We start from the raw sequence: 25358 nt of genomic DNA, 5'->3' as shown, positions 1-25358 counted from the left end.
TCTCTCCCTATGACGCCGTGTTGTGGCGTTTCTTCTCGACCAGCAGGGTTTCGGGGCGGCGTTCGCGCGCCGTCTTGAACAGCTGGAAGCTCTGATTGACGTAATTGGTCACGTCCGTGATCGAGGCGATGAACTCCTTCAGGTCCTCGGTCATTTCCGCCTCGACGAGGCGCACCGGCGCGGCCGGGTCCGGTCCCTCAAAGCGGACATAGAAGAGCGGCTCGCCGCGTTTCAGGATCAGGTCCTTCTTCAGGTCATGCCACTCGAACGCCCACATGTGCTGGCGCGGCCAGATGTCCGCCGGGAAGCGGCCGCACAGCATCACGCCGGGCCGGTCCATCGCCTCGTAGTGCAGGAAGGGCGGGAACTGGTTCACATAGAGCGGATCGTCCGAGACAAAGATGTAAGGCGTCACGATCTGCAGCATCGGCCGGTTCGGGTGCCGCCACTCATTCTGCGGCGACAGCATCAAAATGTTCTGCAGGCCGGCGGGCCGGGTCGAGGCCATCGGTCCTTCGACATTGGTCAGTTGCAGCTGGCCCTGCGCGTTCGGGGCCATGCGCAGATGCAGATCGACCGGGCAGGGGATGACGAAATGCCGGCGGTCGAATTCGATCGCCGCCGGGCAGGCCGAGGCCGATTTCGAGGTCGTCGGCTTCGGGTTGTCGAAACTGACCGGTTTGGGTGCATCCCAGATCAGGCTCGCCTTGTCGGCTTTCAGCAGCCATCCCGCCTTGTAGACGCGCCGCGGTGACGCTTCTGCGCTTGTTTCGCGCGACCCGAACAATTTGCCGAACATGCCTTCGACGACCTCCCTTTCTCCGGCGCGGACGATAGGACAAAGAAACCCGCGAGGCGACCCGTATACGGCACAAATCCGGTGCGGCCGCGGCCATGGAATCCCTCTTCGGAACCGGCTATAGCGACACCATGAATTACCGCCACGCTTTCCATGCCGGAAACTTCGCTGACGTGCTCAAGCACGCGGTGATCGCGCAATGCCTCGACCACCTCAAAGCCAAGCCGAAACCCTTCCGGGTGATCGACAGTCATGCCGGGGTCGGGGCTTATGACCTCACCGGTGATGCTGCCCGACGTAGCCCGGAATGGCAGGCCGGGATCGCCCGCGTGCTGGAGACCAAACGCCCCGCTGCCGTAGAGGCCGCGCTCGCGCCTTACCTGAAAGTGGTCAAGGCCATGAATACCGGGGCCGATCTGACGGCCTATCCCGGCTCACCGGAGCTGGCCGCCCGTCTGATGCGCCAGGACGACCGCGCGCATCTGTGTGAACTCCACGAGGCGGACGCGAAGACGCTCGATGCCCGCTATGCCCGCGACGCGCGGATCAAGGTGGAACGCCGCGATGGCTACAAGGCGCTTGGCGCATTGGTTCCGCCGCGCGAGAAGCGGGGCCTCGTCCTCGTCGATCCGCCGTTCGAGCATCGCGACGAGATGGCCCACATGGCCGAAGCGATCAAACCGGCGCTGACGAAGTGGCCGACGGGGACATTCGTCTTTTGGCGGCCCCTGAAAGACCTCTGGGCATCGGAACGCTTTGATGTTGGCCTTGCCGAATGGCTGTTCGAGGAAGGTCTGGCCGCGCCGGAAAAAATCCTGCGCGCGGACCTGTGGGTCCGCGACCTTGAAAGCGAGGGCAAGCTCGCCGGTGCCGGTGTCGTCGTCATCAACCCGCCCTTTACGCTCGAAGGCCATTTGTTGGCGCTGCTGCCCTGGCTCGCCGAAGCGCTGGCGCAGGGCGATGGTGCCGGCTGGCGGCTCGACGGTGCGGTAACCGACGACAGCCTGTCCGTCGAGGAGTTTTAGAGTGCCCCCACCCCAACCCTCCCCCAAGGGGGAGGGAGTCTTGGCGCTCATCCCTCCCCTGTGAGGGGAGGGGAAGGGTGGGGTGTACTTGTAAATTAGGCCCTTGGACTTGATCCAAGGGCCTAGATTCAATTCCGTCATCCAAGCCCGGGGTTCCTGCGAAAGCAGGAATCCAGCGATGAAAGCTGGATCCCAGCGTTCGCTGGGACCGCGAAAAAACATTCCTTCGAATGTCCGATGGGCCCTTGGATCAAGTCCAAGGGCCGAACCGCAAACATAGCCGGAGACGGCTTAATACCCCTCCTCGTCCCAGAAGGGATACCAGGGTGGCAGGTCGGAAGACGGTTTCATCGGAAACTTCGCCGGACGTTTTTCGAGGAAGGCCATGACGCCTTCGCCGGCATCGGGGCTCATCCCGGCATGGAGAATGGCTTTCGATTCGATGCGGTGGGCTTCCATGGGCGAGGCCGCGCCGAGCATCCGCCAGGCCATCTGGCGCATCACCGCGACCGAGACCGGTGCGGTGGACTTCGCGAACTCATCGGCGATCGCCAGCGCGGCGCCCATCAGCGCGTCAGGCGCGTGCATGGCGCTGACCAGGCCTTTCTCGAGCGCCTCGTCCGCCTTGAACGTCCGGCCCGTCAGGCCCCAGTCCATCGCCGTGGGCATGCCGACGATGCGCGGCAGGAACCAGCTGGCGCAGCCATCCCAGGCAATGCCGCGTTTGGCAAATGGGAAGGCAAATTTCGCCGCCGTTGAGGCGAGCCGGAAATCCATCGGCAACAGCATGGTCGCGCCGATCCCGACCGCCGGACCATGCACCGCGCCGATCACCGGCTTGATGCAGTTCCAGATGCGCAGATTCATCACGCCCCCGGAATCGCGCCAGCGCGGATCACTGTCGTCGAGTTCCCCCTCGGCCTTGGCCTGGGAGACGAGGTTGAAGGTTTCCATCCCGGTCGAGAGATCTGCCCCGGCACAGAAGGCATCGCCATGGCCGGTAAAGATGATCGCGCGCACCGCATCGTCGGCATCGGCAATGTCGAGCGCGGCGATCACCTCGTCCTTCATCTCGTGGGTGAAGGCGTTCATGCGCTCGGGCCGGTGCAGCGTGATGACCGCCGCCGGTCCGTGGATCTCGTAGCGGATCGTGTCGAAATTCATGCCTGTCCTCCCTCGGGCGGACGTCAGCCTACTCTGCGGAGGCCTCGTCGCCCACGCCAAAGAGACGGCCGCCTTCGGTCAGCACGACGAGACCGATAGTGACGAGGCCCATCACGGCCTGTCCGGCAACAAGCGGCAGGGCGGAATCCGCGTAGAGCTGACCGATCCCTGCGCCGATGATCGCCCCGATCACGCCGCTGGCAAAGCCATAGGCCGCAGACGCCGTCCCGGCGATATGGCCGACATTCTCCATAGCCAGCGCGCTGAAATTCGCCGCGATCAGGCCCAGCAACATCATCGCCGCGGCCAGCATCACGATGAAGAGCGGCAGGGAATCCACTCCGGCCGCAATGACGATGGCATGGAGCGAGCTGATTGCTGTGAAGGCGAACAATGCCCCATGGGAGAGCCTTCTTTGGCCCAGCCGTCCCACCAGCCGGGAGTTAACGTAGCTCGTCACCGACATCGCGCCAGCGACGGCCGCGAAGGCAATCGGGAAGGCGTCACCCAGGCCGTAATGCTCTGCGAAAATCTGCTCGGCGGTGTTCAGGAAGCCATAGAGCCCGCCGAAGAAGGCCGCCCCGGCGAGTGTATAGCCAAGCAGGAGCCGGTCGCCCGTCGCTTCCCGGTAGCTTGCGAGAATCGCCAAGGGCCGCAGCGGCCGCCGATATTCCGGGTGCAGCGTCTCGGGCAGGCGGAAGATCAGCCACAGGGCCAGCCCGGCCGCGAATAACAGGAGCGCGACGAATATCCAGCGCCAGGGCGCGATCATCAGGATGAGCTGACCGAGCGCGGGGGCGATGATCGGCACGATCATGAACACCGTCATCGCCATCGACATCACTTCCGCCATGCGCCGGCCCGACGTCAGGTCACGGGCAATGGCGGTGGCGATAACCCGGCAGGCTGCCGCGGCGGCACCCTGGAAGAAACGGGCAAGCAAAAGCGTCTCGAAACTCGCCGCGACAAGACAGACCAGCGTCGCCACGCCATAAAAGGCGAGAGCTCCCAGGATGACCGGCTTGCGCCCGAAGCGGTCGGCCAGCGGGCCGTAAAGCAACTGTGCCACGCCAAATCCGATCAGGAAGGCCGTCACCACCAGCTGGCGGTGGTTCTCCTCGGCGGGATTAAGGCTTTCAGCAATGTCGGGGAGGGCGGGCAACATCATGTCGATGGACAGGGCAACCAGCGCCGTCATCACGACAAGAATGCCGATCAGTTCCCATTTCGACATGGCATCTTTCAGCCTGACAGGCGAAGGCGGGGACATGAACAGACACTCCGGCGGCGGGAAACCCGGTCCAGACGTGCGGGGCCGGGCGCATCACTTGCGCCTATCGCCCCCCGGGATCAAGGCCAAGCTTACGAATTTTTATATTCAATATGCGCGGCGGAACCGTACTCTGCCGGACATGATGGACCGGACCGGTGATCAGGACTTCCGGCTGGATGGCTGGCAGATTTGTCCGCGGCGCAACGTCTTGCGCCACGGTCGGCATGTCCGCCATGTCGAACCCAAGGTCATGGACGTGCTGATGGCGCTGGCGCTTCGCGAGGGCGAGACCGTCTTGCGCTCGGAACTTCTCGCCGAGGTCTGGCCAGGCCTTCACGTCGTCGACGGGGCGCTGGGCCGAGCCATCTATCAACTTCGCAAGGCCTTCGCCGACGGCGGAGCTCCGGACATGATCGAAACGGTTCGGGGCCGGGGTTACCGGCTGACCTGTCCGGTGCAAAAGCCCGAGCAGCGACGCCCATTCATGCGCCATGCGGCCTGGCCGCGGCTGCGGGACATGGTCGCGGCAGCTGCGCTGTTGGTCGCCTTCTTCCTTTCGACCGGGGTCATGTCGCACGGTATCCCGATGGGGCAGTCCGGGCTCGTCGCGACCCATGGCGGGCCGGCCATCGCCGACGAGCCGATGCGCCTCGCCGCACAGGGGCCGGAGGGCGCGGACAGCGCACTTCCGCAAGATCGTGACACCGATTTGTTGACGGCACCGCAGCCTGACCCGGCTCCACCCCCGCCTGCCGCCCCTGCCGCCCCTGCCGCACCACCGCCACCTCCGGCCCCGGCTCCGGAACCGGCACCGGCGGCACCGCCGCCGCCTGCAGCCGGTGCAGCGGTCACGTGATGGTTTCATGATGGCAGCCGAACACCTGTTGCCGCCGGAAAATATCCGCTTCTAGCCTTGTGTCCCGACGGGCAAGTCCGCCCGCGCAGACACAGGACACAGGCTGATGATTTCTCTTCTTTTGGCCCTCGCCGTGGTGCAGGCCGAACCGAGTGAATACTATGTGCCGGAGACGGCTTGCTATGCCAGCACGCCGCTCGAATGGGCGCATGAAGACGGCGGGCAGCAGATTGGCCTGGCGGGAGAGATCCTGCGCCCTGCGGGAGCCGGCCCCCGACCGACCGTCCTGATGATCACCGGCAGTGGCGACCATGTGCGCCAGCAGATGATTTCCGGCAGCGCGATGTTCTCCATGATTGCCGATGCCCTGGTCCGGGCCGGTTTCAATGCCGTGCTGGCCGACCCGCGTGGCTTTGGCGAGTCGACCGTCGATGGCGAGGCGCTCGACGGACCGCAATGGCTGCAAATCCCCAGCTCGATCCGTTATCGGGACAATCGCCACATCATTGATGATCTTCTTGCCCGCGACGCGGTCAGCGACCTCATCGTCCTGGGCCATAGCGAGGGCGCGATGATCACCGCAAGGCTGGCCGCCGACGATGACCGCATCGCTGCGGTAGTCCTTCTCGGCGACTCGACCCTGCCCGGCAGTGACGTCTTCGCGCGTCAGAGGGCCGACTTCATGGTGCGCGAGGGCGTCGACCCCGCCATCGCAGCGCGGACGCGTCCGGCGCTGCGGGCCTTTGCCGACTTCGTGGCCAGCGACGCGCGCGCGGACGATACGGAATTTGCCCGCGTTTCGGAGGCGATGATGACCGCGCAATCCGGTCTCGATGAGCCCTTCTATGATGCGGACCTGCTGGACTTCTACCGCAATGGCTCGGCCTGGTACCGGGAGTATTTCGGCTATGATCCTTCTGCCGACCTGTCTCGCCTGACGACACCTGTTCTGGCCGTCTGGGGCGGGCATGACGATGCCACGCCGCCCGCGCGTCATGTTCCGGCCCTGACAGCGGCCCTGTCACGTGCAGGCAATTCCGACCATGAAATCCATATCCTGCCGAACCAGGACCATTTCTTCCTCGAATTCGAGGGCGAACGGGTCGACCGCCACCCCTATGGCCGGGTGCGGATCGCACCGGAACTCACCCGTGTGCTGGTCGACAGCCTGACGCGGCGCTTCGGCGAGACCGGCTATTGTTCCGATTGAGGGGAGGCGGGACGTTCGAACTGCGCCGGGTCGAGGTCGGGATTGATCTGGATCGACTCAATCCGCGTCGTCTGCGCGACCTCGCCCGTGCGCAAATTGATCCGTTCGCTGGCGAAGGCCCGGATGACGCCGCCGACCTCGCGATAATCCGAATAGCGGGTCTCGAAGATTTCCTCGTCGGGGTCGAGATCGGGATGCAGGGCAAATTCGCTGCGCTCACGGGCGACAAGGAATGTCTGCGGGTCGAGATAGAGGCGGCGTTCATGCCCGTTGTCTAAGACAATGTCGATTGTCCGATAATCGATCCCGTCAATCGTCACGGTCGCGCCTTCACTGACCTGGTGACCGAGACCTTCATATTCGTGCAGACCGAAGAGATTGCCGGTAATGCCCTGGCGCAACGCGGCTTCCCCTTCCGGGCTGAGGTCGGCGACCTCACCGCTGGCGAACATCTGCCAGCCGGTTTCGCCATTCATCGCTTCGGTGAAGACGCGCGTGTCATCGGCGAAAATGTCGATCCGCATGTGGCCATTCCGGTCTGCCCGGTAATTACCACGAACGGTAAACTCCGGCTCCGTGACCTCGACCTGGACCCTTATGCTCCCGACATTTTCGATGGCCGCCTCACCGCCGAGCGCGGCGATGTGCCGGTCGACCAGCGAACCGGCTTCGGGTGCGGCGTTGCAGGCGCTCAACAGGAATAGGCCCGCAAGGGCGGCAAAAGCAGGTTTCATGGATGTCTCCCCTGAGTTCGATCCCTTTTGATCAAAGCCGGGGTTGCGCGCGTGTGGCGCTCGCATGAATTCAAATTCAGACGATATCGCTAGACGTTGAACTTGAAGTGAAGGACGTCGCCGTCCTTCACGAGATAGTCCTTGCCTTCCTGGCGCAGTTTTCCCGCTTCACGCGCGCCAGCCTCGCCATTGCAGGCGACATAGTCGTCATAGGCGATGGTCTCGGCGCGGATGAAACCCTTCTCGAAATCGCCGTGGATGACGCCCGCACAGCGCGGCGCGGTCCAGCCATTCTTGAACGTCCAGGCGCGGGCTTCCTTCGGGCCGACCGTGAAATAGGTCTGGAGATCGAGCAAATTGTATCCCGCATGGATGAGGCGGTTGAGCCCGGCTTCTTCCAGGCCGATGGCTTCGAGATATTCGGCGCGTTCCTCGTCTTCGAGAACCGCCAGCTCGCTTTCGATCTTGGCGGAGATGACGACGGCGACCGAGCCTTCATCCTTTGCGTAATCGACAACGCGTTGCGAATGGGCATTGCCGTCGGCCGCGCTCTCCTCGTCGACATTGGCGATATAGAGGACCGGCTTCGAGGTCAGCAATTGCAGCATCCGCCAGGCTTTGCGCTGGTCGGCGGGCACGTCGGCGCGTCGCGCCGGGCGGCCTTCGGTCAGTTCCGCAAGCGCCAGGTCAATAAGGGCGAGGGCTTCTTTCGCTTCCTTGTCACCGGTCTTGGCGCGCTTCTCGAGGTTGGCGCGGCGTTTTTCCAGACTCTCCATGTCGGCGAGCATCAGCTCGGTCTCGACCGTCTCAAGATCGGCGATCGGATCGACCCGGTCCTCGACATGGGTGACGTCGCTGTCCTCGAAACAGCGCAGCACATAGGCGATGGCGTCGGTTTCGCGGATATTGGCGAGGAACTGGTTGCCGAGGCCTTCGCCCTTGGAGGCACCACGCACCAGACCGGCAATGTCGACGAAATTCATCCGCGTCGGGATGATCTCCTTCGACCCGGCGATCTTCGCCAGTACGTCAAGGCGCGGTTCGGGCATGGCAACATCGCCGACATTCGGCTCAATGGTGCAGAAGGGATAGTTCGCCGCCTGCGCCGCCGCTGTACGGGTCAGGGCGTTGAACAGGGTGGACTTGCCGACATTGGGCAGTCCGACAATACCGCATTTGAAACCCATGGATCAGTCGCCTTCGTTTGTGTCCTTGCCCGGTGCGGGCGCGAGATGGGTGACCTTCGTCTGGAAGGCGTCGAAATCGCCGCTGGCGAGGAGGTCGAAACTGCGCGCGATGGCGTCAGTCAGATCGTCCACCCAACCCTGTTCGGCCTTGGGAATGTCGGAGAGGACATAGCCGGTCACGCGCGCCTTGTCGCCGGGATGACCGATGCCGATGCGCCCGCGCCGGAAATCACCGTCGAGATGGGATTTGATCGAGCGCAGCCCGTTATTCCCGGCATGCCCGCCTCCCGGTTTCAGGCGGAATTTGCCGGGCGCAAGATCAAGCTCGTCATGGAAGACGACAAGATCGTCCGGCGTCAGCTTGTAGAAGCGCATCGCTTCGGACACAGCCCGGCCGGACTCGTTGTAGAAGGTCTGCGGCTTCAAGAGCAGGATCTTCTTCGGACCCGACGCGGTTTCAACGCTGCCCTCGGAGGCGAGGCCCGAGAAACGCGCGCGCCAGGGCGCAAACCCGTGCGTGCGCGCGATCGTGTCGAGCGTCATGAAGCCCAGATTGTGCCGGTTGTGCGCGTATTTCGCGCCCGGATTGCCCAGACCCACGGCGAGCAGCATGAGACTTCTCCCCGGACGCCTGTCGTTCCGGCGAGCGTCCTAGTCTTCGGAGGACTCTTCGGCCTCGTCCGCGTCACCGTCTTCAGCGGCTTCGCCTTCGGTGGCTTCGGCTTCGTCCTCGTCACCCTCTTCTTCCTCAACCATGACGCGGGCACCCTGGACCGTCGCGATGGTGAAATCGCGGTCGGTGATGGTGGGCGTCACGCCTTCAGGCAGCGTAATCGAGGAAATGTGGACCGCATCGCCGATTTCGTAACCATCGAGGTCGACGACGATCTCTTCCGGGATGGACCCGGCCGGGCAGGACAGTTCGACCGTGTGGCGGACGACGTTCAGAACGCCACCGCGCTTCAGGCCCGGGGCCTTCTCTTCATTGATGAAGTGAACCGTGACTTCGACGTCGATGACGGTGTCTTCGTCAACGCGGAACAGGTCGACATGCAGCGGCTTGTCGGAAATCGGGTCGAACTGAACGTCCTTAGGGATGACCGATTGCTTGTCGCCCTTGTGCTTCAGCGTGACCATGTGGGACAGGAACTTGCCAGTATTGATGGCCTTGTTCAGGTCCTTCTCGCTGACCGCGATGGCGACCGCACCCAGCTTGCCGCCATAGAGGACGCCCGGAACAAAGCCGTCGCGGCGCGCAGCGCGGGCCGGGCCCGTGCCGGTGTTTTCACGTACATCGACGGAAAGAACGATATCGCTCATCTGTCCGGTCCTTAAAGTGCATGTCAGCCGCGGCAAGGCCTGCGGCAGGCCATGGGCCGAAGCCCTGTTGTTTCGAGCGGCGGGCTATAGCCGAACACGGCGCGCGGCGCAACCGCTTCCCGCCCCACAGGCGCAGCCCGGATTCAGTGCGCTGGAAAGCCTATTGCCCCAAGGTACCGAGCGCGGCGTCGACATCGGCTTCGGTTGTCGCCCAGCTGGCCACGAATCGGGCACTGCCGTCCGGCCACTGATAGAAACCGGCTCCGGCGTCGCGCAAGGTTTGCGCTGTCGCATCAGGCAAGGTCACGAAGATTTCATTGCCCTCGACCGGGTGGGCGAGGTCCACACCATCATAGTGCGCAAGCCCGTCCGCGAGCCTGCGTGCCATCGCATTGGCGTGCGCGGCGAGGTCCAGCCAGAAGTCATTGGCGAGCCAGGCCTCGAACTGCGCGGCGACGAAGCGCATCTTGGCGGCCATCTGCCCGGCGCGCTTCTGGCGGGCCTGCAATTCGGCGAAGCGGTCCATCACGGACGGAAAGAGAATGACCGCCTCGGCGGCGAGTGCGCCGTTCTTGGTCGCGCCGAGCGACAGCGCGTCGGCTCCGGCCTTCCAGCTCATCTGCGCCGGGCTCGCGCCGGTCGAGACGAGCGCGTTGGCAAAGCGCGCGCCGTCGATATGGACGTGGAGGCCTTTTTCCTTGGCCGGCCCGATCCGCGCAGCAAGATCGGCGGGCGAATAGGCCGTGCCCGATTCGGTGAGATTTGAGAGCGACAGGACGCGCGGCGGCGGGGCATGGACGAAGTCCTGCGGCCACTGGGCCAGCGCATCCTCGATGGCCGCGACATCGATTCGGGCATGATCGCCCGGCAGGGGTAGGAGTTTCGCCCCGCCGGTGAAGAATTCCGGCGCGCCGCGCTCGTCGCGGTGAATGTGTGCCTCGTCATGGCAGAGAACCATGCCGTGCGGCGGACTGAGGACTGACAGGGCGAGCGCATTCGCCGCCGTCCCCGAGTTGGTGAAGACCAGTTTCAGGTCCGTCTCGAATATCTCTTTCAGCCGAGCCTCGACGCGGGCGCTCAGCGCATCATTGCCATAGCTCGGCGCAAAGCCCTCATTGGCCCTGGAGATGGCCTCGATCAGTGCGGGGTGAGCGGGAGCGGTCGTATCGGAGAGAAAGTTCATACCGGTGACATGACGGCAGTCCGGCTGGCTCCGTCAATCCCCGAACGCCGGATCGCGGATCGAGGGTGGCAGCGTGTCGCGGACCTGATCGGAATTGGAAAGGGTTCGTCGTTCCTGTGGATTATCCAGTGTCGGTTCGCCCGCGAGGATGCCCGGGCCGATACCCCATTCGGCGCGCAGCGCGGTGACGTCGATGGCGTAGTGATCCGAAGCGCTTTCTGGTCGTGCCGCCAGGCTCATGCCGCGCCGCGCGCTGTCGGGGCAGACGCCGGTGCGGGCAAAGCCTTCCGGATCGCCGGGACATTGAAGGCCCGCCAGTACCGAACGCGCGCCGGGAGAAACCGAATAGATGTCGCGCTCTCCTGAGGCCGGTTCCTCGGGCGCTGTATCCACAGCTTGCGCGCTGACGGGGGCGGAAGTGGGCGGTGTAGTGTCCTCGACCGGTTCGCGGACGGGGTCAGGCGGCGGGGTCTCGATGACCGGTTCGGGATCCGGTTCAGGCTCGGAGACCGGTTCCGGCTCTGGCTCGGGTGGAGGGGGTTCGGGCAATTGCACCAGGGTGACCTGAAGCGCCTCAAGAGGAGGTGGTGGTGCCTCGACCCGCCCGAAAAGAATGAAAGACAAAAGTGCGGCATTGATGCCGAACGCCAGCGCGCCGGCAATCAGCCGGCGTTGCCACTCGGGCGTAATCGTGACGGGCAAAGGCACGATGTCGAACGCTTCTTCGTCTGTTATCGGCCCCCGCCGGACCTCCCGCTTATCAAGTCCCGTTCCATCTGACTAGAATGTTCGTGTGATGAGCGAGAGCGGATATTCGGGCACACCCCTGATGAAGAAGCTCGGCGCGAAGCCGGGTATGGCCGCGCTCTATGTGAACGTACCGGACACGATCACGCCGATGCATGGCTGGCCGGACTGGGGCAAGCTCGACCGGGTAAGTAAGCCGCGCAAGGTTGGCGACGGACCCTATGACTATATCCACATCTTCGAGACTGAGCGCGCCCGGCTCGACGCGGCTCTGCCTGCGCTGAAGGTCGCACTGTCCCAGACCGGCATGATCTGGGTGTCCTGGCCTAAAAAGACCGCGAAGATGGAAACCACGCTCGACGGCAATATCGTACGCTCGCTGGGGCTTGCCGCCGGTCTTGTCGACATCAAGGTCTGCGCAGTTGATGAGACCTGGTCGGGCCTGAAATTCGTCATCCCGGTGAAAGACCGGCGCTAGCCGGCACCTTCCACCAACTCACCCCAAGCGACGTAGCGCATCGGTCCCGGCGTGATCGCGCCAAAGGGCCAGCAGGTGACCAGCGCGATCCGGGCGTCCGCTCCCGAGCGCGGCTCAATGCCTGAGCGATCAGCGCGCACGATCTCGAACCCGGTCAGACGGAAATGCGCAACCGTGCCGTCTGTGCGTTCCACCGCGATCTCGTCCCCGGCTTCCAGTTCCGCTAGCCAGGCAAAATGTGTGTCACGATGGGCGGCGATGACGCTGGTGCCAGCTTCGCCGGGCAGTGGCGTCGCGGCAAGGTGCGCCGGACCGAAAGCGAGGGCTTCACCCCCGGCTTCGGCAAGCACGATGGCCGAGCGCTCGATGCGCGGGGCCTCGATGCGGGCCACCGCCCAGGTGTCGGCCCAGGGCCAGGGCCGGGCCTTCGCTTCGCCCGACCGTGCCCGTTGCCAGGCCTGGTCGAGGAGGAGCTGGGCGGCCTCGGCCTTGGCGGCCATGAAGGCTCCGTGGCCGAACATTCCGCCCCCGGCGGTGAGCACGGTGAGGGCGGCAAGGACGGTGATCCGCTTGCGCGTCATGCGAGCCTCCGCCCGGCGACGAGGCCCAGACCGGCGAACAGCATCAGCAACGCTCCGGCCAGCATCAGAAGCTGAGACAGTGTCGCCGTCTGCGGAAGGGGAAGGCCATCCTCCTCGTCCACGCTCTGGCCCGGCGGTGTCCCGGCCTGGATGCGCTCAAGGACGTCCGGGTCCAGGGCGGCATGGCGTTCGACCGGCTCTGTTTCCATGACCGTACGGAAGTCCCACCCGTCCGGGATCATGTTCGGTACCTCTCGGCGCGCGAGCGGATCACTCACATCCCGGGCCGGGGTCACATCGACCGCGACAAGGCTCGTCAGGCGTGAAACGAGGCTGAAATCGAGCGCGGTCTGCAGGACAGCGCGGTCGATATCGACTGAAGGGACTCCCTGGAAACGGCTTTCCTCGATGCCGGTGATGCGGTTGCGGGCCCACAGGGCCGCGACACCGCTTGCTGGCCGGGCATCGGACAGGGGCAGCGTTTGGGTCCATTGCGACCCGGCCAGACGGCCTTCGACGGTGAATGTGCCGCCCGGACGGTCAAGCCGCGCGGTCAGCAGCACCGGTTCACCGTAATAGAGGTCCGGCAACGGGGCGGGCCAGATTTCAGCGAGCGAGCCGGATGGAAAGAGCGCGTCGAGGTCGGTCATCACCGGTCGCTCCAGTGCCTCGAACAGCTCGCCCATGCGGGATGTGACCTCATTGACGTCGCCGATATGGGTGAAGCTGCCCCGGCCGACGCGCGCGGCGCGGGTCATGAAATGCGTGTTCGGAGCTGATCCGATACCGACCGTGAAGAGCCGGGACTGGCCAAGGCCGCGAGCGATGGCGTCGAAAAGCTGGGTTTCGTTGCCGATCGCCCCGTCGGTCAGGAAGACGATCTGGCGCACGCGCTCCGGCCCATCGTCGCGATGATCGATGAGGGCGGCGCGCAGCGCAGGCAGCATCTCGGTCCCGCCATCAGCCTGTAGCCCGCTGACGAAACGCCGCGCAACGCGCACATTGTCCGGTGTCGCATCGACAGCTTCAGAGAAGACTGTCTCCATCGTATCGTCGAAGCGGATGACGTTGAAGCGGTCGGTCGCGGAAAGCCGGTCGAGCGCCAGTACCAGCGCATCGCGGGCCTGACGCATCGATTCGCCAGCCATTGACCCCGAATTGTCGATAACAAAGATCGTCTCCCGGTCGCGGCGCGGCGCGGTGTCGCCCAGCTCGGCCGGCGGGATGATCTGGGCCAGCAGATAGGTCGCGCCATCCCACTCCTCGGTGAAGAGGGCGGCCTGGGGCATGGCACGTTCCGCCGCGGTCCAGGTCAGGACGAAATCGCGATTGGCCGGTACCGGCCCGTCGGCGAGGCGCACGATGGCCGCGCCATCGCGCGACCGGTCAACCGTAGTGGCATGATAGAGGCTGGCGACATTGCCTAGGGCGAAACCGGCATCCAGGCGGATCTCGATATCAACCGGCAGGCGCAACCCCGCCATCGGCTCGTCGTCCGGCAGCATGAGCGGAGGCGTAATGCGGTGGGCGTCCGGTACGGCGGTTGAATTGAGATTTCCGTCGAAATTCGCCAGCTGCAGCGGGCCGTCCTGCGGGATGTAGCGCGGCGTCAGCCCCATCGGGAACCGCATCTCGAACCGGCCGTCGCGCATGCGCGCGACATCCTGGTATTCGATCTGGACGATGATCGTCTCACCCGGACCGATATTCGCGACCGAGGTCGTGAACATGTTCGGGCGTTCCTGCTCGATCAGGCTGGCGCGCTGACCGGCGTCGCGGGCTTCCTCATAGATACGCCGGGCTTCGACGCGTTCGTGGATCTGGCCCTCGATGAAGCGGTCGCCAATCATCATGCGCAGCCGGTCGACGCCGGAACTGTCGGGCAGGGGGAAGACGTAAATGCCCTCCACCCAGGCTTGGGACGGGTTCTCGAAGCGCTGGGTTACAGTCGCCCTGACGACCGGCCCGGCGATGTCGATCTCAACACTGGTGGCGACCAGCGGGGCCGGGATGTAGCGCCCTGCCTCCATCGTGCGCAGCAACAGCGCGCCGTCCTCGATCTCGCTGAGGCGGACCAGCCCGTCAGGCGTGTCCGAGGGCTCGGAGGCCTGGGCCTCTGCGAACAAAAAAAAGCTGCCGGCGAGGATCGCGGCAGCAAACAGAATGGCTATCCAGCTGGTGAAACCGGACTCGGTGTGGTGGCGTGAGTGTGGCATGTCCCTTCCCCTTGTCCCGTTCCGATATCGCGGCAATTGCGACCCGGAACGTCCTTTTCTCTCTCCCGTTCATGAAGCTGAACGGCGGATCGGACGGGCGAAGGGCACGTTCGGGGCAATGTGAAGAATGTTGCGGCAATCTTTGGACAATTGAGGCGACAGGGCGCCGGTAGGATTGGACCTTCTCACCCGGATCGCTAGGTTGCGCGCCAAGAGACTGTTTGCCCGGAGACCCCGCCATATGAAGATCGTGCCGTCCGAAGCGCTGTCGCGCGTCCAGCCGTCCGCGACCCTGGCCGTGACCCAGAAGGCGCGCGAGTTGAAAGCGGCCGGTGTCGATGTCATCGGGCTGGGGGCAGGCGAGCCGGACTTCGATACGCCCGACCACATCAAGGACGCCGCCATCGCGGCGATCCGCGCGAACAAGACACGCTACACCGCTGTCGACGGCATTCCGGAGCTGAAGGCCGCCATCACTGCGAAGTTCAAGCGCGAGAACGGTCTCGACTATGGTCTCGACCAGGTCACAGTCGCACCGGGTGGCAAGCCGATTCTCTTCAACGCCTTTACCGCAACCCTCAATCCGGGCGACGAGGTCGTTATCCCGGCACCCTACTGGGTCTCCTATCCCGACATGGTGAAGCTCGCCGGGGGAACGCCGGTGATCGCGCCGGCGAAAGTGGAAAATGGATTCAAGCTGACGCCGGCCGATCTCGACGCCGCCATTAATCCGAAGACGAAATGGTTCGTCTTCAACTCGCCCTCCAATCCGACGGGGGCCGGATACACACCCGAAGAGATCAAGGCGCTGACGGAGGTGCTCCTGCGCCATCCACACGTCATGGTCATGACCGACGATATGTATGAGCATATCGTCTATGACGGTTTCACCGTGAAGACAGTGGCCCAGGTCGAACCCCGCCTTTATGAGCGCACACTGACGACCAATGGGGTGTCAAAGGCCTTCTCGATGACCGGGTGGCGGATCGGCTATGCGGGGGGGCCAAAAGACCTGATCAAGGCCATGGGCAAGGTCATCTCGCAAACTACGTCGAATGCCTGCTCGATCAGCCAGTGGGCGGCTGTTGCTGCGCTGGAAGGCCCGATGGACTTCCTGAAAGCACGCAATGATGCCTTCAGGGCGCGCCGTGACCGGATGTTGGCCGATATCGCGGAGGCTGACGGCCTGCATGCTGTTACGCCGAACGGAGCCTTCTATATCTTTGTGGACTGTTCCGAAGCCATTGGCCGCACTGCCCCCCACGGCAAGCGGTTGGAAACCGACATCGAATTCTGTGATGCCTTGCTGGAGGCCGAGGGCGTGGCCGTGGTGCCGGGAACGGCCTTCGGGTCAGCGCCCGCCTTCCGGCTCTCCTATGCGACCGATGATGACGCGCTGATTGAAGCGGGTCAGCGCATCCGCCGGTTCTGTGCAGGGCTATCGAAATAGATATTTTCAATGATGAATAGAGATATTCATCATTTGATCTATGAAACATCGATGCCCATATGGGTGTTGAACGGAGAGAGATTCCTTCCCGCCGAACAACTGACCGAGGAGACGCCGACATGAGCATCAATATGGGACTGAGCGAAGAGCAGCGCGGCACGATGGCCGATGCCGTGACCGCCGTTCTGGCCGACACCTATGCGCTCTATTTCAAGACGCACGCCTATCACTGGAATGTTACCGGACCGCGCTTTCACGATCTGCACACGCTGTTCGAGACCCAGTATAACGAGTTGTGGACCGCCACCGACGAGATCGCCGAGCGGGTTCGCGCGCTGGGCCCGAAGGCTCCGAATTCCTACGCCGCGATGGCGAAGGCCGCCTCGCTGGATTCTGATGCCGAAGCGACCAAGGCCGATGACATGATCGCCGACCTGATGAAGGGCCATGAGGCTGTCGTGGCGACCATCCGCAAAGCGCTGGAACTCGCCGACGAGCACGGTGACGAGGCGACCGCCGATGTCCTCGCTCCGCGCATCAATGCGCACGAGAAAACCGCCTGGATGCTGCGCTCGACACTGGGCTGACTTCAGTCACCAGAGCTGGAAAAAATAAAGCCCCCGAGGATCAGACCTCGGGGGCTTTTCTGTCTGGTCAATGCCAGAAAGAAAATGCGCGGGCCCTGAAGGGGAGGGATGGGCCGGCGCTTTTCGCATACATGTGTCGGGGAGGAGACAGTATGCAAACTCGAAGGGAACGTGAGCGGCTCGCCGCCCGTGTTCGAGGGGGTATATGCGCCTGCTTCCGCAAATTCACCAGAGCCAATCAGACAAGCCCGCTATGCATTTTTGCGGCAGTGCAGCAATGCCGGGGTTGGCCTTTGGAATCAGGGCTCGTCGCGGCGGGCTTCGGCCAGCAGGAATTCCCGGAAGGCGGTCACGCGGCTGGTTCCGCGCAGCTCGGCCGGATAGACGAAATAGACTTCGAAAGGCGGCCCTTCCAGGTCAGGCAAAACCCGCATCAGGCGATCATTCCCGCGCGTGACATAGTCCGGCAGGCCGGCAATCCCGAGTCCCGCTTCCGCCGCCTTCATGATCGCCATGATGGAGTTGGCTTCAACGGCGGGTGGCCGCATCGGCTCGCCCTCCTTCAGGCCCGCCTTTGCGGCCCAGTCGAGATGCGGAATCGGGGCAAGATGGGGCGGGCCATAGTGAATGATGGCATGGTCTGACAGGTCGGCCGCAGACTTCGGGGCCCCTTTCCGGTCCAGATAGGAGCGGCTGGCATACATGTGCTGGCGGACGCTCATCAGCTTGCGCTGGATCAGGTCGTTCTGGGTCGATGGCCAGGGCCGGATGGCGCAGTCCGCTTCCAGTCCGGCAATGTCGAGTTCTCGGTCATCGAGCAGCAGGTGAATCCGGATATCGGGATAGGCCGCATTGAATGCCGCCAGACGGGGCGTCAACCAGATTGCGCCCATCGCCAGTGGCGCCGTCACGCGCAGATCACCGGACGGCTTGTCACGGCTGTCGGTCACCATTGCTTCGGCCAGCGCCACCTTGGCGGAAATATCGTGGGCGGCCTTGTAGAGGAGACGGCCCGGCTCGGTCGGAATCAGTCCGCGCGCATGGCGGTGGAAGAGCTTGACGCCGAGATCGTCCTCCAGCGCGGCGATCTGGCGGCTGACTGCAGATTGCGACAGGCGCAGTGCGTCGGCAGCCCCGGTCAGGGAGCCGGCTTCTGCTGCCGCATGAAAGGATTTCAGCTTGTCCCAATCCATCGCGATTTTCTCCCCATTCCCTTGTTGGGGTGTGGCGCGGAGCCGGTCAAGTGAACGCACCGCCGGGGCAAACTGATCAAATATTGTTACTGCCGTTCCGGCCTCTTGCAAATCGTCACGGAGAGGCGCATGTCCCGCCCGCGATTTTCCGAGAACCGGGAGTCGCGGTCGCGCGCCGAGGGCGCGAGGCCAACACTACTTCCAGGACTAAACGCGCCATGCGCACCCGCCTTCTGATTGCCACCGCCGTCTCGATGTTCGTGATCGGTGCCGCCAGCCTGACCGTCAACCACACCAATCTGTTCTCTGCCTTCGCGCAGGATGCCGAAGCGGCCCAGGCCGCCGAAGCCGTGCCGGCGAGCATGGAAACCGTCACCGAGGAAACCGTTGTTTCCGAGGACGCCACTGCTCCGGTCGAAGCCGCTGCCGAAGTGACCGAAGCCGCTGATGCGGTGGATGCCGAGCCGATCGCCCAAGACGATACGGCCGAGCACACCGAAACGACCGAAGAAGTCGAACCCGAATCCACGCCGGAAAACTAAGGCTTTCCGCACCGGATTATGAAAGGGCGGGCGGTTCATCCGCCCGCCCTTTTCCTTAGCGGTTGATCGCGGACATGCCCTGTTCGTTATAGCGCGTGCCGACAACCTGGTCGGCCAGGCGGTCGAGCCGTGCAGTCTGGCTCTCCGACAGGTGCACGTCACGGGCCCCCTGATTATGGGTCAGATTGGCCAGCTTTGTCGTACCGGGAATGGTGACGATATCCTCACCGCGCCCCAGCACCCAGGCGAGTGCGACCTGGCCTGCACTGGCCCCGATCTCCTTCCCGATACCCTGGACTTCCTCGACAAGCGCGAGATTGGCCTCGAAAGCGCCTTCGGCGAAGCGCGGCATCCGTTCCGGATTGCGGAAATCGTTCTTGGCGTCAGGCTTGTTCTCGCGGGTGAACTTGCCAGTCAGCATGCCCCGCCCCAGGGGTGAATAGGCGACGAGCGTCGCGCCGGTTTCCCGCAAGGCCGGGAAAAGCGTCTGTTCGATATCGCGCGAAAAGATCGAATATTCGCTCTGTACCGCTGCGATCGGGTGCGTGGCGTGGGCCTTTTTCAGGGTCTCGCCAGAGGGCTCGGAGAGGCCCAGTGCCCGGACCTTGCCTTCGGCAACCAGTTCGGACATCGCGCCGACTGTCTCCTCGATCGGGACATTCGGGTCGACGCGGTGAAGATAGTAGATGTCGATGGTCTCGGTGCGCAGGTATTTCAGGGAGTTCTCGACCGCGCGGCGCATATTGGCCGGGCTTCCGTCGATATAGGTCCCGGTGATCTTGCCGTCGGCATCGGTCTGGAACAGCGGGCCGAACTTGGTCGCGATGCGAACCGTGTCGCGGCGGCCTTCCAGCGCCTCGCCCAGCAGCTTTTCATTGTGACCCATACCGTACATTTCGGCGGTGTCGAAATGGTCCACGCCCATGTCCACGGCGGCCTGTATCAGCGCGATCGCGTCGGCATGATCGGTCGGGGGGCCATAGAAGGCGGACAGGCCCATGCATCCCAGCCCGATGGGGTTTACCGGCATGCCGGCTATCGTGCGTGCTTTCATGGATTGCTCCAGGCGAGAGACATCGGTTTTGGCGGAACACCAAAGCCTAGCCCCTCGCTCCGGAGCGGTAAACGGAAGGCGTTGACCTATTCGCCGCTCGTGTCGCCGGCCTCATCGGGATCATTGGTCGGCACGTCGCGAACATAGACGCGGCCATAGGCCCCGTTGCGGATCAGTTCGCGGCGGCGTTCGATGACATGGTTGACCAGGATCTGGGCGTTCGCGGGCATGTTGGCGCAGGACCCCGACGTCCGCACATGGTCACCGATATAGGTCTGGAGCTGGAGATCGCCGGCACCGCCCGTGCAGCGGCGCGATCCGTTGATCAGGTCAGCGACGCCCCATTCCTCGACGTCGGCGTCAATCGGACCGCCGTCATTGACTTCGTCGGCCGCCGTGTCGACCGCGAATGCCCGCAAATGACTGCGGATATCGTTCGGCCAGTCCGGGAAGAAATACTCGCGGGCTTCGGCATAGAGGTGGGAGATTTCAAGCTCGTCACGGTCGATCTCGATCCCGCGCAGCGAGTTGATGAATTCGGCCGCATTGGACTCGAGCTGACGCCAGACATCACTGCCGGTGAAGGCCGAGCGGCGGATATTCGGTCCACCGATGGAGCCGTTGTGAAAGCCGTACATCACCCGGGGGTCATCCCACTGGCTGTAGACGATGCCGAGCCGGATATCGTTCAAACTGAGGTTCTGCCCGGCCACGGTCAGGATTTTCGCGTCGTACAGCCGCTCATTCGTACCCGGCGCATTCAGGCGGTTCAGCCGCACGACCGGATAAGCCAGCATGATCTGCTCGATCACGGCGACATTGTGCAAATTCAGCCAGTAGGCGAGCTGCTCATCGGAACTCATCCGGGTGAAGTCCACCCGGTCAGGCAGGGTTTCCAGGTCGCGGCGGTATTCGCTGATCGCGGCCTGGTATTCGTCCGACATCAGGTGATAGGCGACCCGGTTGCCTTCGAACCGGTAGCGGCTGTCATTGCCGGTGTTGATCCGCGTTCCGGTCAGGACCACACGCTGCGGGGCCTGACGGTCGGACAGGCCGACGTCCAGGACAATATCGCGCAAAAGGGCAGTCCAGGTCGAGTAATCAACGGTGGGACCCTGGTGTGACGTGCTGGTTTCCGGACGGACGAAAGCGGGCGGCACGTCGCTGGCCGGCGACGTCGCAAGGGCAAGGGCGGTGATCAGTTCAATCATGTCGGTCTCTCTGGCACGAGGAGCAGAAATGTTGCGAGCGTCTTTGAACCGCCAGCCGTTCCGGCAGCGTTGCGCAGGCCTTAAATTCAAGAAAGGCGCGTGTCGACCGGAAATGACCCGGTGCCATTCCCCCCTTGGAAGAAAGAGCGGCTACTCAGCGGCCTGGGCAGGTTCGTCGCGGGCGGCGAGATAGCGCTCGGCTTCGAGCGCCGCCATGCATCCCATGCCTGCAGCCGTGACCGCCTGACGGAAGACATCGTCGGTGACATCACCGGCCGCAAACACGCCGGGGATGGAGGTCGCCGTCGAATCCGGTTTGGTCACCAGATACCCACCATCCTTGGTTTCCAGGGCTTCGGTGAAGAGCTCGGTCGCTGGCGCGTGGCCGATGGCTATGAACACGCCGTCGGCCTTGCGCTCCTGGATCTCGCCCGACACGACATCCTTCAGCCGCACGCCAGTGACGCCAGGCGGATTGGTGTCGCCGGTAATCTCTTCCAGCACGTGGTTCCAGACCACTTCGATCTTGGGGTGTTTGAATAGGCGGTCCTGCATCACTTTTTCCGCGCGCAGCGCCTCGCGCCGGTGAACCAGCGTGACCTTGCTGGCAAAATTGGTGAGGAACAGCGCTTCCTCCACGGCGGTATTGCCGCCGCCGATCACGAAGACTTCCTTGTCGCGGTAGAAAAAGCCGTCACACGTCGCACACGCGGAAACCCCGAAACCCTGGAATTTCTGCTCGGACTCCAGTCCCAGCCATTTCGCGCTGGCCCCGGTCGCGATAATGACGGAATCGGCGGTGTAGACTGTTCCGGAATCCCCGGTCAGCCGGAAGGGCGTCGTCTCCAGGTCCGCCTTCACGATAATGTCCGAAACAATGTCCGTCCCGACATGTTCGGCCTGGGCGCGCATCTGTTCCATCAGCCAGGGACCCTGGATCACGTCAGCGAAGCCCGGATAATTCTCGACATCGGTTGTGATGGTCAGCTGTCCGCCCGGCTGCAGCCCGGCAATCAGGGTCGGCTTTAGCATGGCGCGTGCCGCGTAGATGGCGGCGGTATAACCGGCCGCGCCGGAGCCGATGATCAGGACTTTGCTGTGGCGGGTATCGGACATGGGTCGGGCTCCGGACGGAATCGGTTGGCGGTGGGTCTGGCTGGCTAGTTAGGATGCGGGCCCGGCGGGCTCAAGCATCTGGTGCCTATTCGGCGGGAAAGGCCGCGGCATAGCGCGGGGACAGCATGCGCATGATTTCGGGATTGAGGTCGGTGTGCGGGGCGAGGTGCGCCTCTGCGGCATCCTCGGGGGCCAGGTCGCCGCGTTCGATCCGGTAGGCAGTATAAAGGTTGGCCGCGCGCGTTCCCGACGCGCAATGCAGCACGACCGGTCCCTGTGCCGCGTCGAGAATATCAGTCAGCGCCGCGACCATTTCGGGCGAGTATCCGGCCTCGTACCCCGTTTCCATGGCCGAATAGGCCAGGCCGTGCTCGGCCGCGGCGACCGCGCCATCAAATGACACCTCGCCGTTCTCGCGGGCCGTGCGCAAATTGACCACTGTTGTGGCTCCGGCCTCGGCCCAGGCTGCGAACATGGCTTCGCTCGGCTGGCCGGCGATCCAGACATTTCCGTCAATAGCCACGACGCGGGGCGGCAGGGGTTCCGCGTCCTGCGCAATTGCGGCAGGGAGCATCAGACAGAAGGCGCTCATCACGGTCAGCAGCAGTTTCATCGGAGCTCTCCTCGGCGGGCATGGACGTCGGCAATCAGCCTTGCGATCCGGGTGGTCTCGTCAAGGGGGGGATAGGTCCAGGTGTCGAGCCGGCCCAGAAAGGGGCGCAACGCGCCGTGCGCCTCAAGACCGGCATGCAGCAGGGCAAACTTTCCGGCCTTGCCGGACAAGGGCAGTGAATACACGGGCGTCCCGGTCGCGGCGGCCTCGGTCAACATGTTGGTGGAGTCTTCGGTCACAAAAATCCAGTCCGCCGACGCCAGAAAGGCGAAATAGGGATTGTCGCCGTCACCATCATGGAACCAGCACCGCGCCTCGTCCTTCAGGCGCACCTTGAGGCGTTGGCGCAGTGAGGCGGGCGTGCGCCGCGACACCGACACCATCAACGTCAGGTCTTGCGCCAGGAGATCGTCAATCCGGCCGGCAAGATAGCCTTCTACATCCCCGCCCATGCGGAACGCTTTTGATGGTCCGCCGACCAGCACGGCCGCACGTGGGCCGGGCAAACCGTTCAGCCGTTCAGAAAACCGCTCAGCCTCGTCGGCGAGGCGGCCCGCGGTCACCCGGTGCGGTGAGCCTGTCGTTGCGACGGCGTTGCCCCGGTCGAGCCGGTCATGGCGCGGGGCCACGATCAGGTCGAAGATCTCATAGGACGTTCTTGGATCCTGCACATAAACGAAGACGCTGTTTGCAAAAGCCCGGCGCTGCTGCCGGGCGAGGCGAATGGCCGGCCGGCCGCAGCCTATCCAGATATCCGGTGCCGCACTGTCAGGCAGGGCGGCAAAGCCGTCCGGTCCGATGGTGACACGGCTCATCTGCCCGTCGGTCCGCGCGGCGACGGCCTCGGCCAGGCCAATCGCCTGATTTTCAACGCCGCGCCGCGTATCCGCGACCGCCCAGATTTTTAGCGAGTCAGAGGCCATTCCCCTTGTAGGCGACGGGAGCCATCCGCCGTCAAGTCACCGAAGGCTTGACAACAGCGGCGAGCATGCGACAGATGTCACATCTATGTGAGGTGTGTCGTGGATCAACCCAGTCCTTCCGAGATGTCGGTGCTGAAAGCCCTGTGGACGCAATCGCCGCTAGGTGCACGGGAAATACACGAACGGGCGGGGTCGAGCCGGGACTGGTCCTACTCGACCACGCGGACCCTGATCGCCCGCATGGTCGACAAGGGACTGATTGAACGTGGTGATGCCCACGGCCTCGCGGTCTTTCATCCCCGGGCGACCAAGGCCCAGGTCCTCAGCATGATGGTGCGCAGCTTTTCGGCCCAGGTCTTCGACCTTGACGAACCGCTGCCGGCCTCGGCTTTCGCCTCCAGCCCTCTGCTGGACCCTGACGATGTCGCGGAGCTGGAGAAACTGCTGGCCGAACCGGCCGGAGAGACGTCTTGAGCGCCGCCGCAATCATTCTGGCCGCCTGTGCGAGCTGTCTCATCGCGGCATTCGCTTGGACAACGGGGCAGAAGGGCGGGCGCAGTGAGACCTATTGGAGCCTCTCCATGGGGCTCGCCATCCTGCCCCTGATCACGCTCTTGGTCTCCCCCTGGCTGTCAGCATCGGTACCGGCGATAGCCGACCCGCTCGAGCCGGTCGCCGCGTTGATCAATTCAGGTCAGGACGCCATTCAGGCTGCGCCCTCCGACCCCGGGATGCCGGGGATCGCATGGCCGCGCCTGCTGCTGGGGCTCTGGGGTATCGGTATCCTTGTCCGTGGGCTGGTCGAGCTTTGCCGCTCCGCCGCCCTTCACCGGCGGCTTGGATCTACCGTACCGGCAGGTGCCGCGGTCGAGGCCGAAGTGCAGTCGGTTGCTGCCGCACTGACGGTCGGCCAGCGCATTGACGTCCGGCACGACCGGGTGCGTTCGCCCTTCGTGTGCGGCCTCTGGCGGCCCGTCCTGGTGCTCGATGCGCGGCAGGCTACCGATGACCTCGTCCTGGCCCATGAGCTGGCTCACATTCGGCGGCGGGATTCCTGGCGGCGTGTCGGCGTGCGGATGGCCGGCGCCATGCTGTGGTTCAACCCGTTTTTCTTCCTGATGGAGCGCGAGCGGCGGTTGGCGGTGGAGATCGCCTGCGACCGTGCAGCGCTTTTTTCGTCCGATCACCGCAGGGCGCGTTCCTACGCCCGCACCCTGCTGGACGCTGCCTCACGCGGTTCGGGGCCGCAGGCGGCGCTTGGTTTTGGCGTGGAACCGAAAAAGGCACTTGAAATGCGTATTCGCTCCATACTGTCTCAAACCCCGAAATACCGCCCGGCAACCGGTCCGGTCTCGCTGGCCGTGATGGCCGCCGCCTGCCTGTCGATCGCTGGATACCAGGCCGCCGATGCCGCAGGTCTTGCAGTGGATGTCCAGTTCACCGCGCCGGTCGTGGAAGGTCGAACCTCGTCCGGTTTTGGTCCGGCTGCACCAGGACCAAATGGCCCGCGCAATCATGGCGGCCAGGATATCGCTGCACCGGCCGGCGCGCCGGTCTCAGCACCGGCTCCGGGGCGCGTGACCTATGCCGGCGCGGCCTATAACGGCCAGACAAGCTGGGGCAATGTCGTCGAAATCGATCACGGCGGCGGCTGGACGACCGTCTATGCCCACCTCCAGGACTATGCCGTGGCTCCGGGCGACGCAGTTCGCGCCGGCCAGACCATCGCGCGCGTCGGGGCAACCGGTGTCGCGACCGGGCCTCATGTCCATGTCGAGGTGCGCCGCGATGGCGAGCGTGTCGATCCGGCCGATCATATTCCGGGCCTGGCCCCGGCGACGCCATCGGACGGCTGACCCCGAATCGGCCACCGATAACGGAAACGCCGGGGCGGTT

At 64.0% G+C, this 25358-nt stretch carries 26 protein-coding genes; 9 read left to right on the top strand and 17 right to left on the bottom strand.

Annotation, left to right across the window (positions count from 1 at the left end):
- Positions 1 to 7 precede the first annotated feature (7 nt).
- Positions 8 to 799 carry a hypothetical protein gene (locus V0U35_RS05555; RefSeq protein ID WP_330195681.1) on the bottom strand — a complete coding sequence of 264 codons (792 nt, stop codon included), beginning with the start codon at positions 797 to 799 and terminating at the stop codon, positions 8 to 10.
- Positions 800 to 894: 95 nt separating this feature from the next.
- Between V0U35_RS05555 and V0U35_RS05550 the strand changes: the two genes are divergently transcribed.
- The gene (locus tag V0U35_RS05550; RefSeq protein ID WP_330195680.1) at positions 895 to 1824 is read left to right on the top strand and encodes a 23S rRNA (adenine(2030)-N(6))-methyltransferase RlmJ; all 930 of its coding nucleotides are present in this window, start codon (positions 895 to 897) and stop codon (positions 1822 to 1824) included.
- Between the two features lie 291 nt (positions 1825 to 2115).
- Here V0U35_RS05550 and V0U35_RS05545 read toward each other — a convergent pair whose 3' ends face one another.
- Together V0U35_RS05545 and V0U35_RS05540 are read right to left on the bottom strand one after the other, a co-directional pair.
- On the bottom strand, positions 2116 to 2988 hold the full coding sequence (locus V0U35_RS05545) for an enoyl-CoA hydratase-related protein (RefSeq protein ID WP_330195679.1): 873 nt from the start codon (positions 2986 to 2988) through the stop codon (positions 2116 to 2118).
- A gap of 28 nt (positions 2989 to 3016) precedes the next feature.
- Positions 3017 to 4258 carry a multidrug effflux MFS transporter gene (locus V0U35_RS05540; protein WP_330195678.1) on the bottom strand — a complete coding sequence of 414 codons (1242 nt, stop codon included), beginning with the start codon at positions 4256 to 4258 and terminating at the stop codon, positions 3017 to 3019.
- Positions 4259 to 4400: 142 nt separating this feature from the next.
- Here V0U35_RS05540 and V0U35_RS05535 point away from each other — a divergent pair, with 142 nt between their 5' ends.
- Positions 4401 to 5117: a winged helix-turn-helix domain-containing protein gene (locus V0U35_RS05535; protein WP_330195677.1), complete on the top strand. Its 717-nt coding sequence runs from the start codon at positions 4401 to 4403 to the stop codon at positions 5115 to 5117.
- 106 nt (positions 5118 to 5223) lie between these two features.
- Positions 5224 to 6327, top strand: coding sequence for an alpha/beta hydrolase family protein (locus tag V0U35_RS05530; RefSeq protein ID WP_330195676.1), 1104 nt, complete (start codon positions 5224 to 5226; stop codon positions 6325 to 6327).
- On the opposite strand, the gene V0U35_RS05525 is transcribed toward V0U35_RS05530, so the two are convergent.
- The 6 genes from V0U35_RS05525 to V0U35_RS05500 all read right to left on the bottom strand — a co-directional run bounded on the left by V0U35_RS05525 (position 6312) and on the right by V0U35_RS05500 (position 11459).
- The gene (locus V0U35_RS05525; protein ID WP_330195675.1) at positions 6312 to 7061 is read right to left on the bottom strand and encodes a LolA-like protein; all 750 of its coding nucleotides are present in this window, start codon (positions 7059 to 7061) and stop codon (positions 6312 to 6314) included. The two genes, V0U35_RS05530 and V0U35_RS05525, sit on opposite strands and share 16 nt — an antisense overlap.
- A gap of 89 nt (positions 7062 to 7150) precedes the next feature.
- Positions 7151 to 8248 carry a redox-regulated ATPase YchF gene (gene ychF, locus V0U35_RS05520; RefSeq protein WP_330195674.1) on the bottom strand — a complete coding sequence of 366 codons (1098 nt, stop codon included), beginning with the start codon at positions 8246 to 8248 and terminating at the stop codon, positions 7151 to 7153.
- A 3-nt stretch (positions 8249 to 8251) separates the two neighbouring features.
- On the bottom strand, positions 8252 to 8860 hold the full coding sequence (gene pth / locus V0U35_RS05515; RefSeq protein ID WP_330195673.1) for an aminoacyl-tRNA hydrolase: 609 nt from the start codon (positions 8858 to 8860) through the stop codon (positions 8252 to 8254).
- Between the two features lie 39 nt (positions 8861 to 8899).
- Positions 8900 to 9568, bottom strand: a complete 669-nt coding sequence (locus tag V0U35_RS05510; RefSeq protein ID WP_330195672.1) for a 50S ribosomal protein L25/general stress protein Ctc — start codon at positions 9566 to 9568, stop codon at positions 8900 to 8902.
- A gap of 160 nt (positions 9569 to 9728) precedes the next feature.
- Positions 9729 to 10751: a threonine aldolase family protein gene (locus V0U35_RS05505; RefSeq protein WP_330195671.1), complete on the bottom strand. Its 1023-nt coding sequence runs from the start codon at positions 10749 to 10751 to the stop codon at positions 9729 to 9731.
- Positions 10752 to 10784: 33 nt separating this feature from the next.
- Positions 10785 to 11459, bottom strand: coding sequence for a hypothetical protein (locus tag V0U35_RS05500; RefSeq protein WP_330195670.1), 675 nt, complete (start codon positions 11457 to 11459; stop codon positions 10785 to 10787).
- Between the two features lie 88 nt (positions 11460 to 11547).
- Here V0U35_RS05500 and V0U35_RS05495 point away from each other — a divergent pair, with 88 nt between their 5' ends.
- Entirely contained in the window at positions 11548 to 11976 is a 429-nt protein-coding gene (locus tag V0U35_RS05495) for a DUF3052 domain-containing protein (protein ID WP_330195669.1), read from the top strand.
- Here V0U35_RS05495 and V0U35_RS05490 read toward each other — a convergent pair.
- Positions 11973 to 12557 (bottom strand): class GN sortase, encoded by a 585-nt coding sequence (locus tag V0U35_RS05490; RefSeq protein ID WP_330195668.1) that lies wholly within the window; start codon positions 12555 to 12557, stop codon positions 11973 to 11975. The genes V0U35_RS05495 and V0U35_RS05490 overlap by 4 nt on opposite strands.
- A complete protein-coding gene (locus V0U35_RS05485; protein ID WP_330195667.1) occupies positions 12554 to 14773 on the bottom strand; it encodes a marine proteobacterial sortase target protein in 2220 nt (739 codons plus the stop codon). Before V0U35_RS05485 ends, V0U35_RS05490 begins: the two co-directional genes overlap by 4 nt.
- Before the next feature lie 241 nt (positions 14774 to 15014).
- Between V0U35_RS05485 and V0U35_RS05480 the strand changes: the two genes are divergently transcribed.
- Together V0U35_RS05480 and V0U35_RS05475 are read left to right on the top strand one after the other, a co-directional pair.
- A complete protein-coding gene (locus V0U35_RS05480; protein ID WP_330195666.1) occupies positions 15015 to 16223 on the top strand; it encodes a pyridoxal phosphate-dependent aminotransferase in 1209 nt (402 codons plus the stop codon).
- A 119-nt stretch (positions 16224 to 16342) separates the two neighbouring features.
- Positions 16343 to 16810 (top strand): Dps family protein, encoded by a 468-nt coding sequence (locus tag V0U35_RS05475; protein ID WP_330195665.1) that lies wholly within the window; start codon positions 16343 to 16345, stop codon positions 16808 to 16810.
- Between the two features lie 299 nt (positions 16811 to 17109).
- Here V0U35_RS05475 and V0U35_RS05470 read toward each other — a convergent pair whose 3' ends face one another.
- Positions 17110 to 18003, bottom strand: coding sequence for a LysR family transcriptional regulator (locus tag V0U35_RS05470; RefSeq protein WP_330195664.1), 894 nt, complete (start codon positions 18001 to 18003; stop codon positions 17110 to 17112).
- 218 nt (positions 18004 to 18221) lie between these two features.
- Between V0U35_RS05470 and V0U35_RS05465 the strand changes: the two genes are divergently transcribed.
- On the top strand, positions 18222 to 18545 hold the full coding sequence (locus V0U35_RS05465; RefSeq protein WP_330195663.1) for a hypothetical protein: 324 nt from the start codon (positions 18222 to 18224) through the stop codon (positions 18543 to 18545).
- A 55-nt stretch (positions 18546 to 18600) separates the two neighbouring features.
- Here the strand turns inward: V0U35_RS05465 and V0U35_RS05460 are convergent, their stop codons facing one another.
- From V0U35_RS05460 to V0U35_RS05440, 5 genes are all read right to left on the bottom strand, one after another.
- Positions 18601 to 19599: an aldo/keto reductase gene (locus V0U35_RS05460; RefSeq protein ID WP_330195662.1), complete on the bottom strand. Its 999-nt coding sequence runs from the start codon at positions 19597 to 19599 to the stop codon at positions 18601 to 18603.
- An 86-nt stretch (positions 19600 to 19685) separates the two neighbouring features.
- Entirely contained in the window at positions 19686 to 20810 is a 1125-nt protein-coding gene (locus tag V0U35_RS05455) for a DUF547 domain-containing protein (protein ID WP_330195661.1), read from the bottom strand.
- A 150-nt stretch (positions 20811 to 20960) separates the two neighbouring features.
- Positions 20961 to 21926: a thioredoxin-disulfide reductase gene (gene trxB, locus V0U35_RS05450; protein ID WP_330195660.1), complete on the bottom strand. Its 966-nt coding sequence runs from the start codon at positions 21924 to 21926 to the stop codon at positions 20961 to 20963.
- Between the two features lie 85 nt (positions 21927 to 22011).
- Positions 22012 to 22539, bottom strand: coding sequence for a protein tyrosine phosphatase family protein (locus V0U35_RS05445; RefSeq protein ID WP_330195659.1), 528 nt, complete (start codon positions 22537 to 22539; stop codon positions 22012 to 22014).
- Complete coding sequence (locus V0U35_RS05440) at positions 22536 to 23462, bottom strand: mitochondrial fission ELM1 family protein (RefSeq protein WP_330195658.1); 927 nt, start codon at positions 23460 to 23462, stop codon at positions 22536 to 22538. Before V0U35_RS05440 ends, V0U35_RS05445 begins: the two co-directional genes overlap by 4 nt.
- Before the next feature lie 99 nt (positions 23463 to 23561).
- Here V0U35_RS05440 and V0U35_RS05435 point away from each other — a divergent pair, with 99 nt between their 5' ends.
- Together V0U35_RS05435 and V0U35_RS05430 are read left to right on the top strand one after the other, a co-directional pair.
- Positions 23562 to 23936, top strand: coding sequence for a BlaI/MecI/CopY family transcriptional regulator (locus V0U35_RS05435; protein ID WP_330195657.1), 375 nt, complete (start codon positions 23562 to 23564; stop codon positions 23934 to 23936).
- On the top strand, positions 23933 to 25318 hold the full coding sequence (locus V0U35_RS05430) for a peptidoglycan DD-metalloendopeptidase family protein (RefSeq protein WP_330195656.1): 1386 nt from the start codon (positions 23933 to 23935) through the stop codon (positions 25316 to 25318). Before V0U35_RS05435 ends, V0U35_RS05430 begins: the two co-directional genes overlap by 4 nt.
- Positions 25319 to 25358 lie beyond the last annotated feature (40 nt).

It is taken from the genome of Hyphobacterium marinum, from assembly GCF_036330325.1.
Taxonomy (GTDB): Bacteria; Pseudomonadota; Alphaproteobacteria; order Caulobacterales; family Maricaulaceae; genus Hyphobacterium; species Hyphobacterium marinum.
Note: the sequence above shows the minus strand (reverse complement) of the source record. Positions and strands in the feature narration are given on the sequence as shown.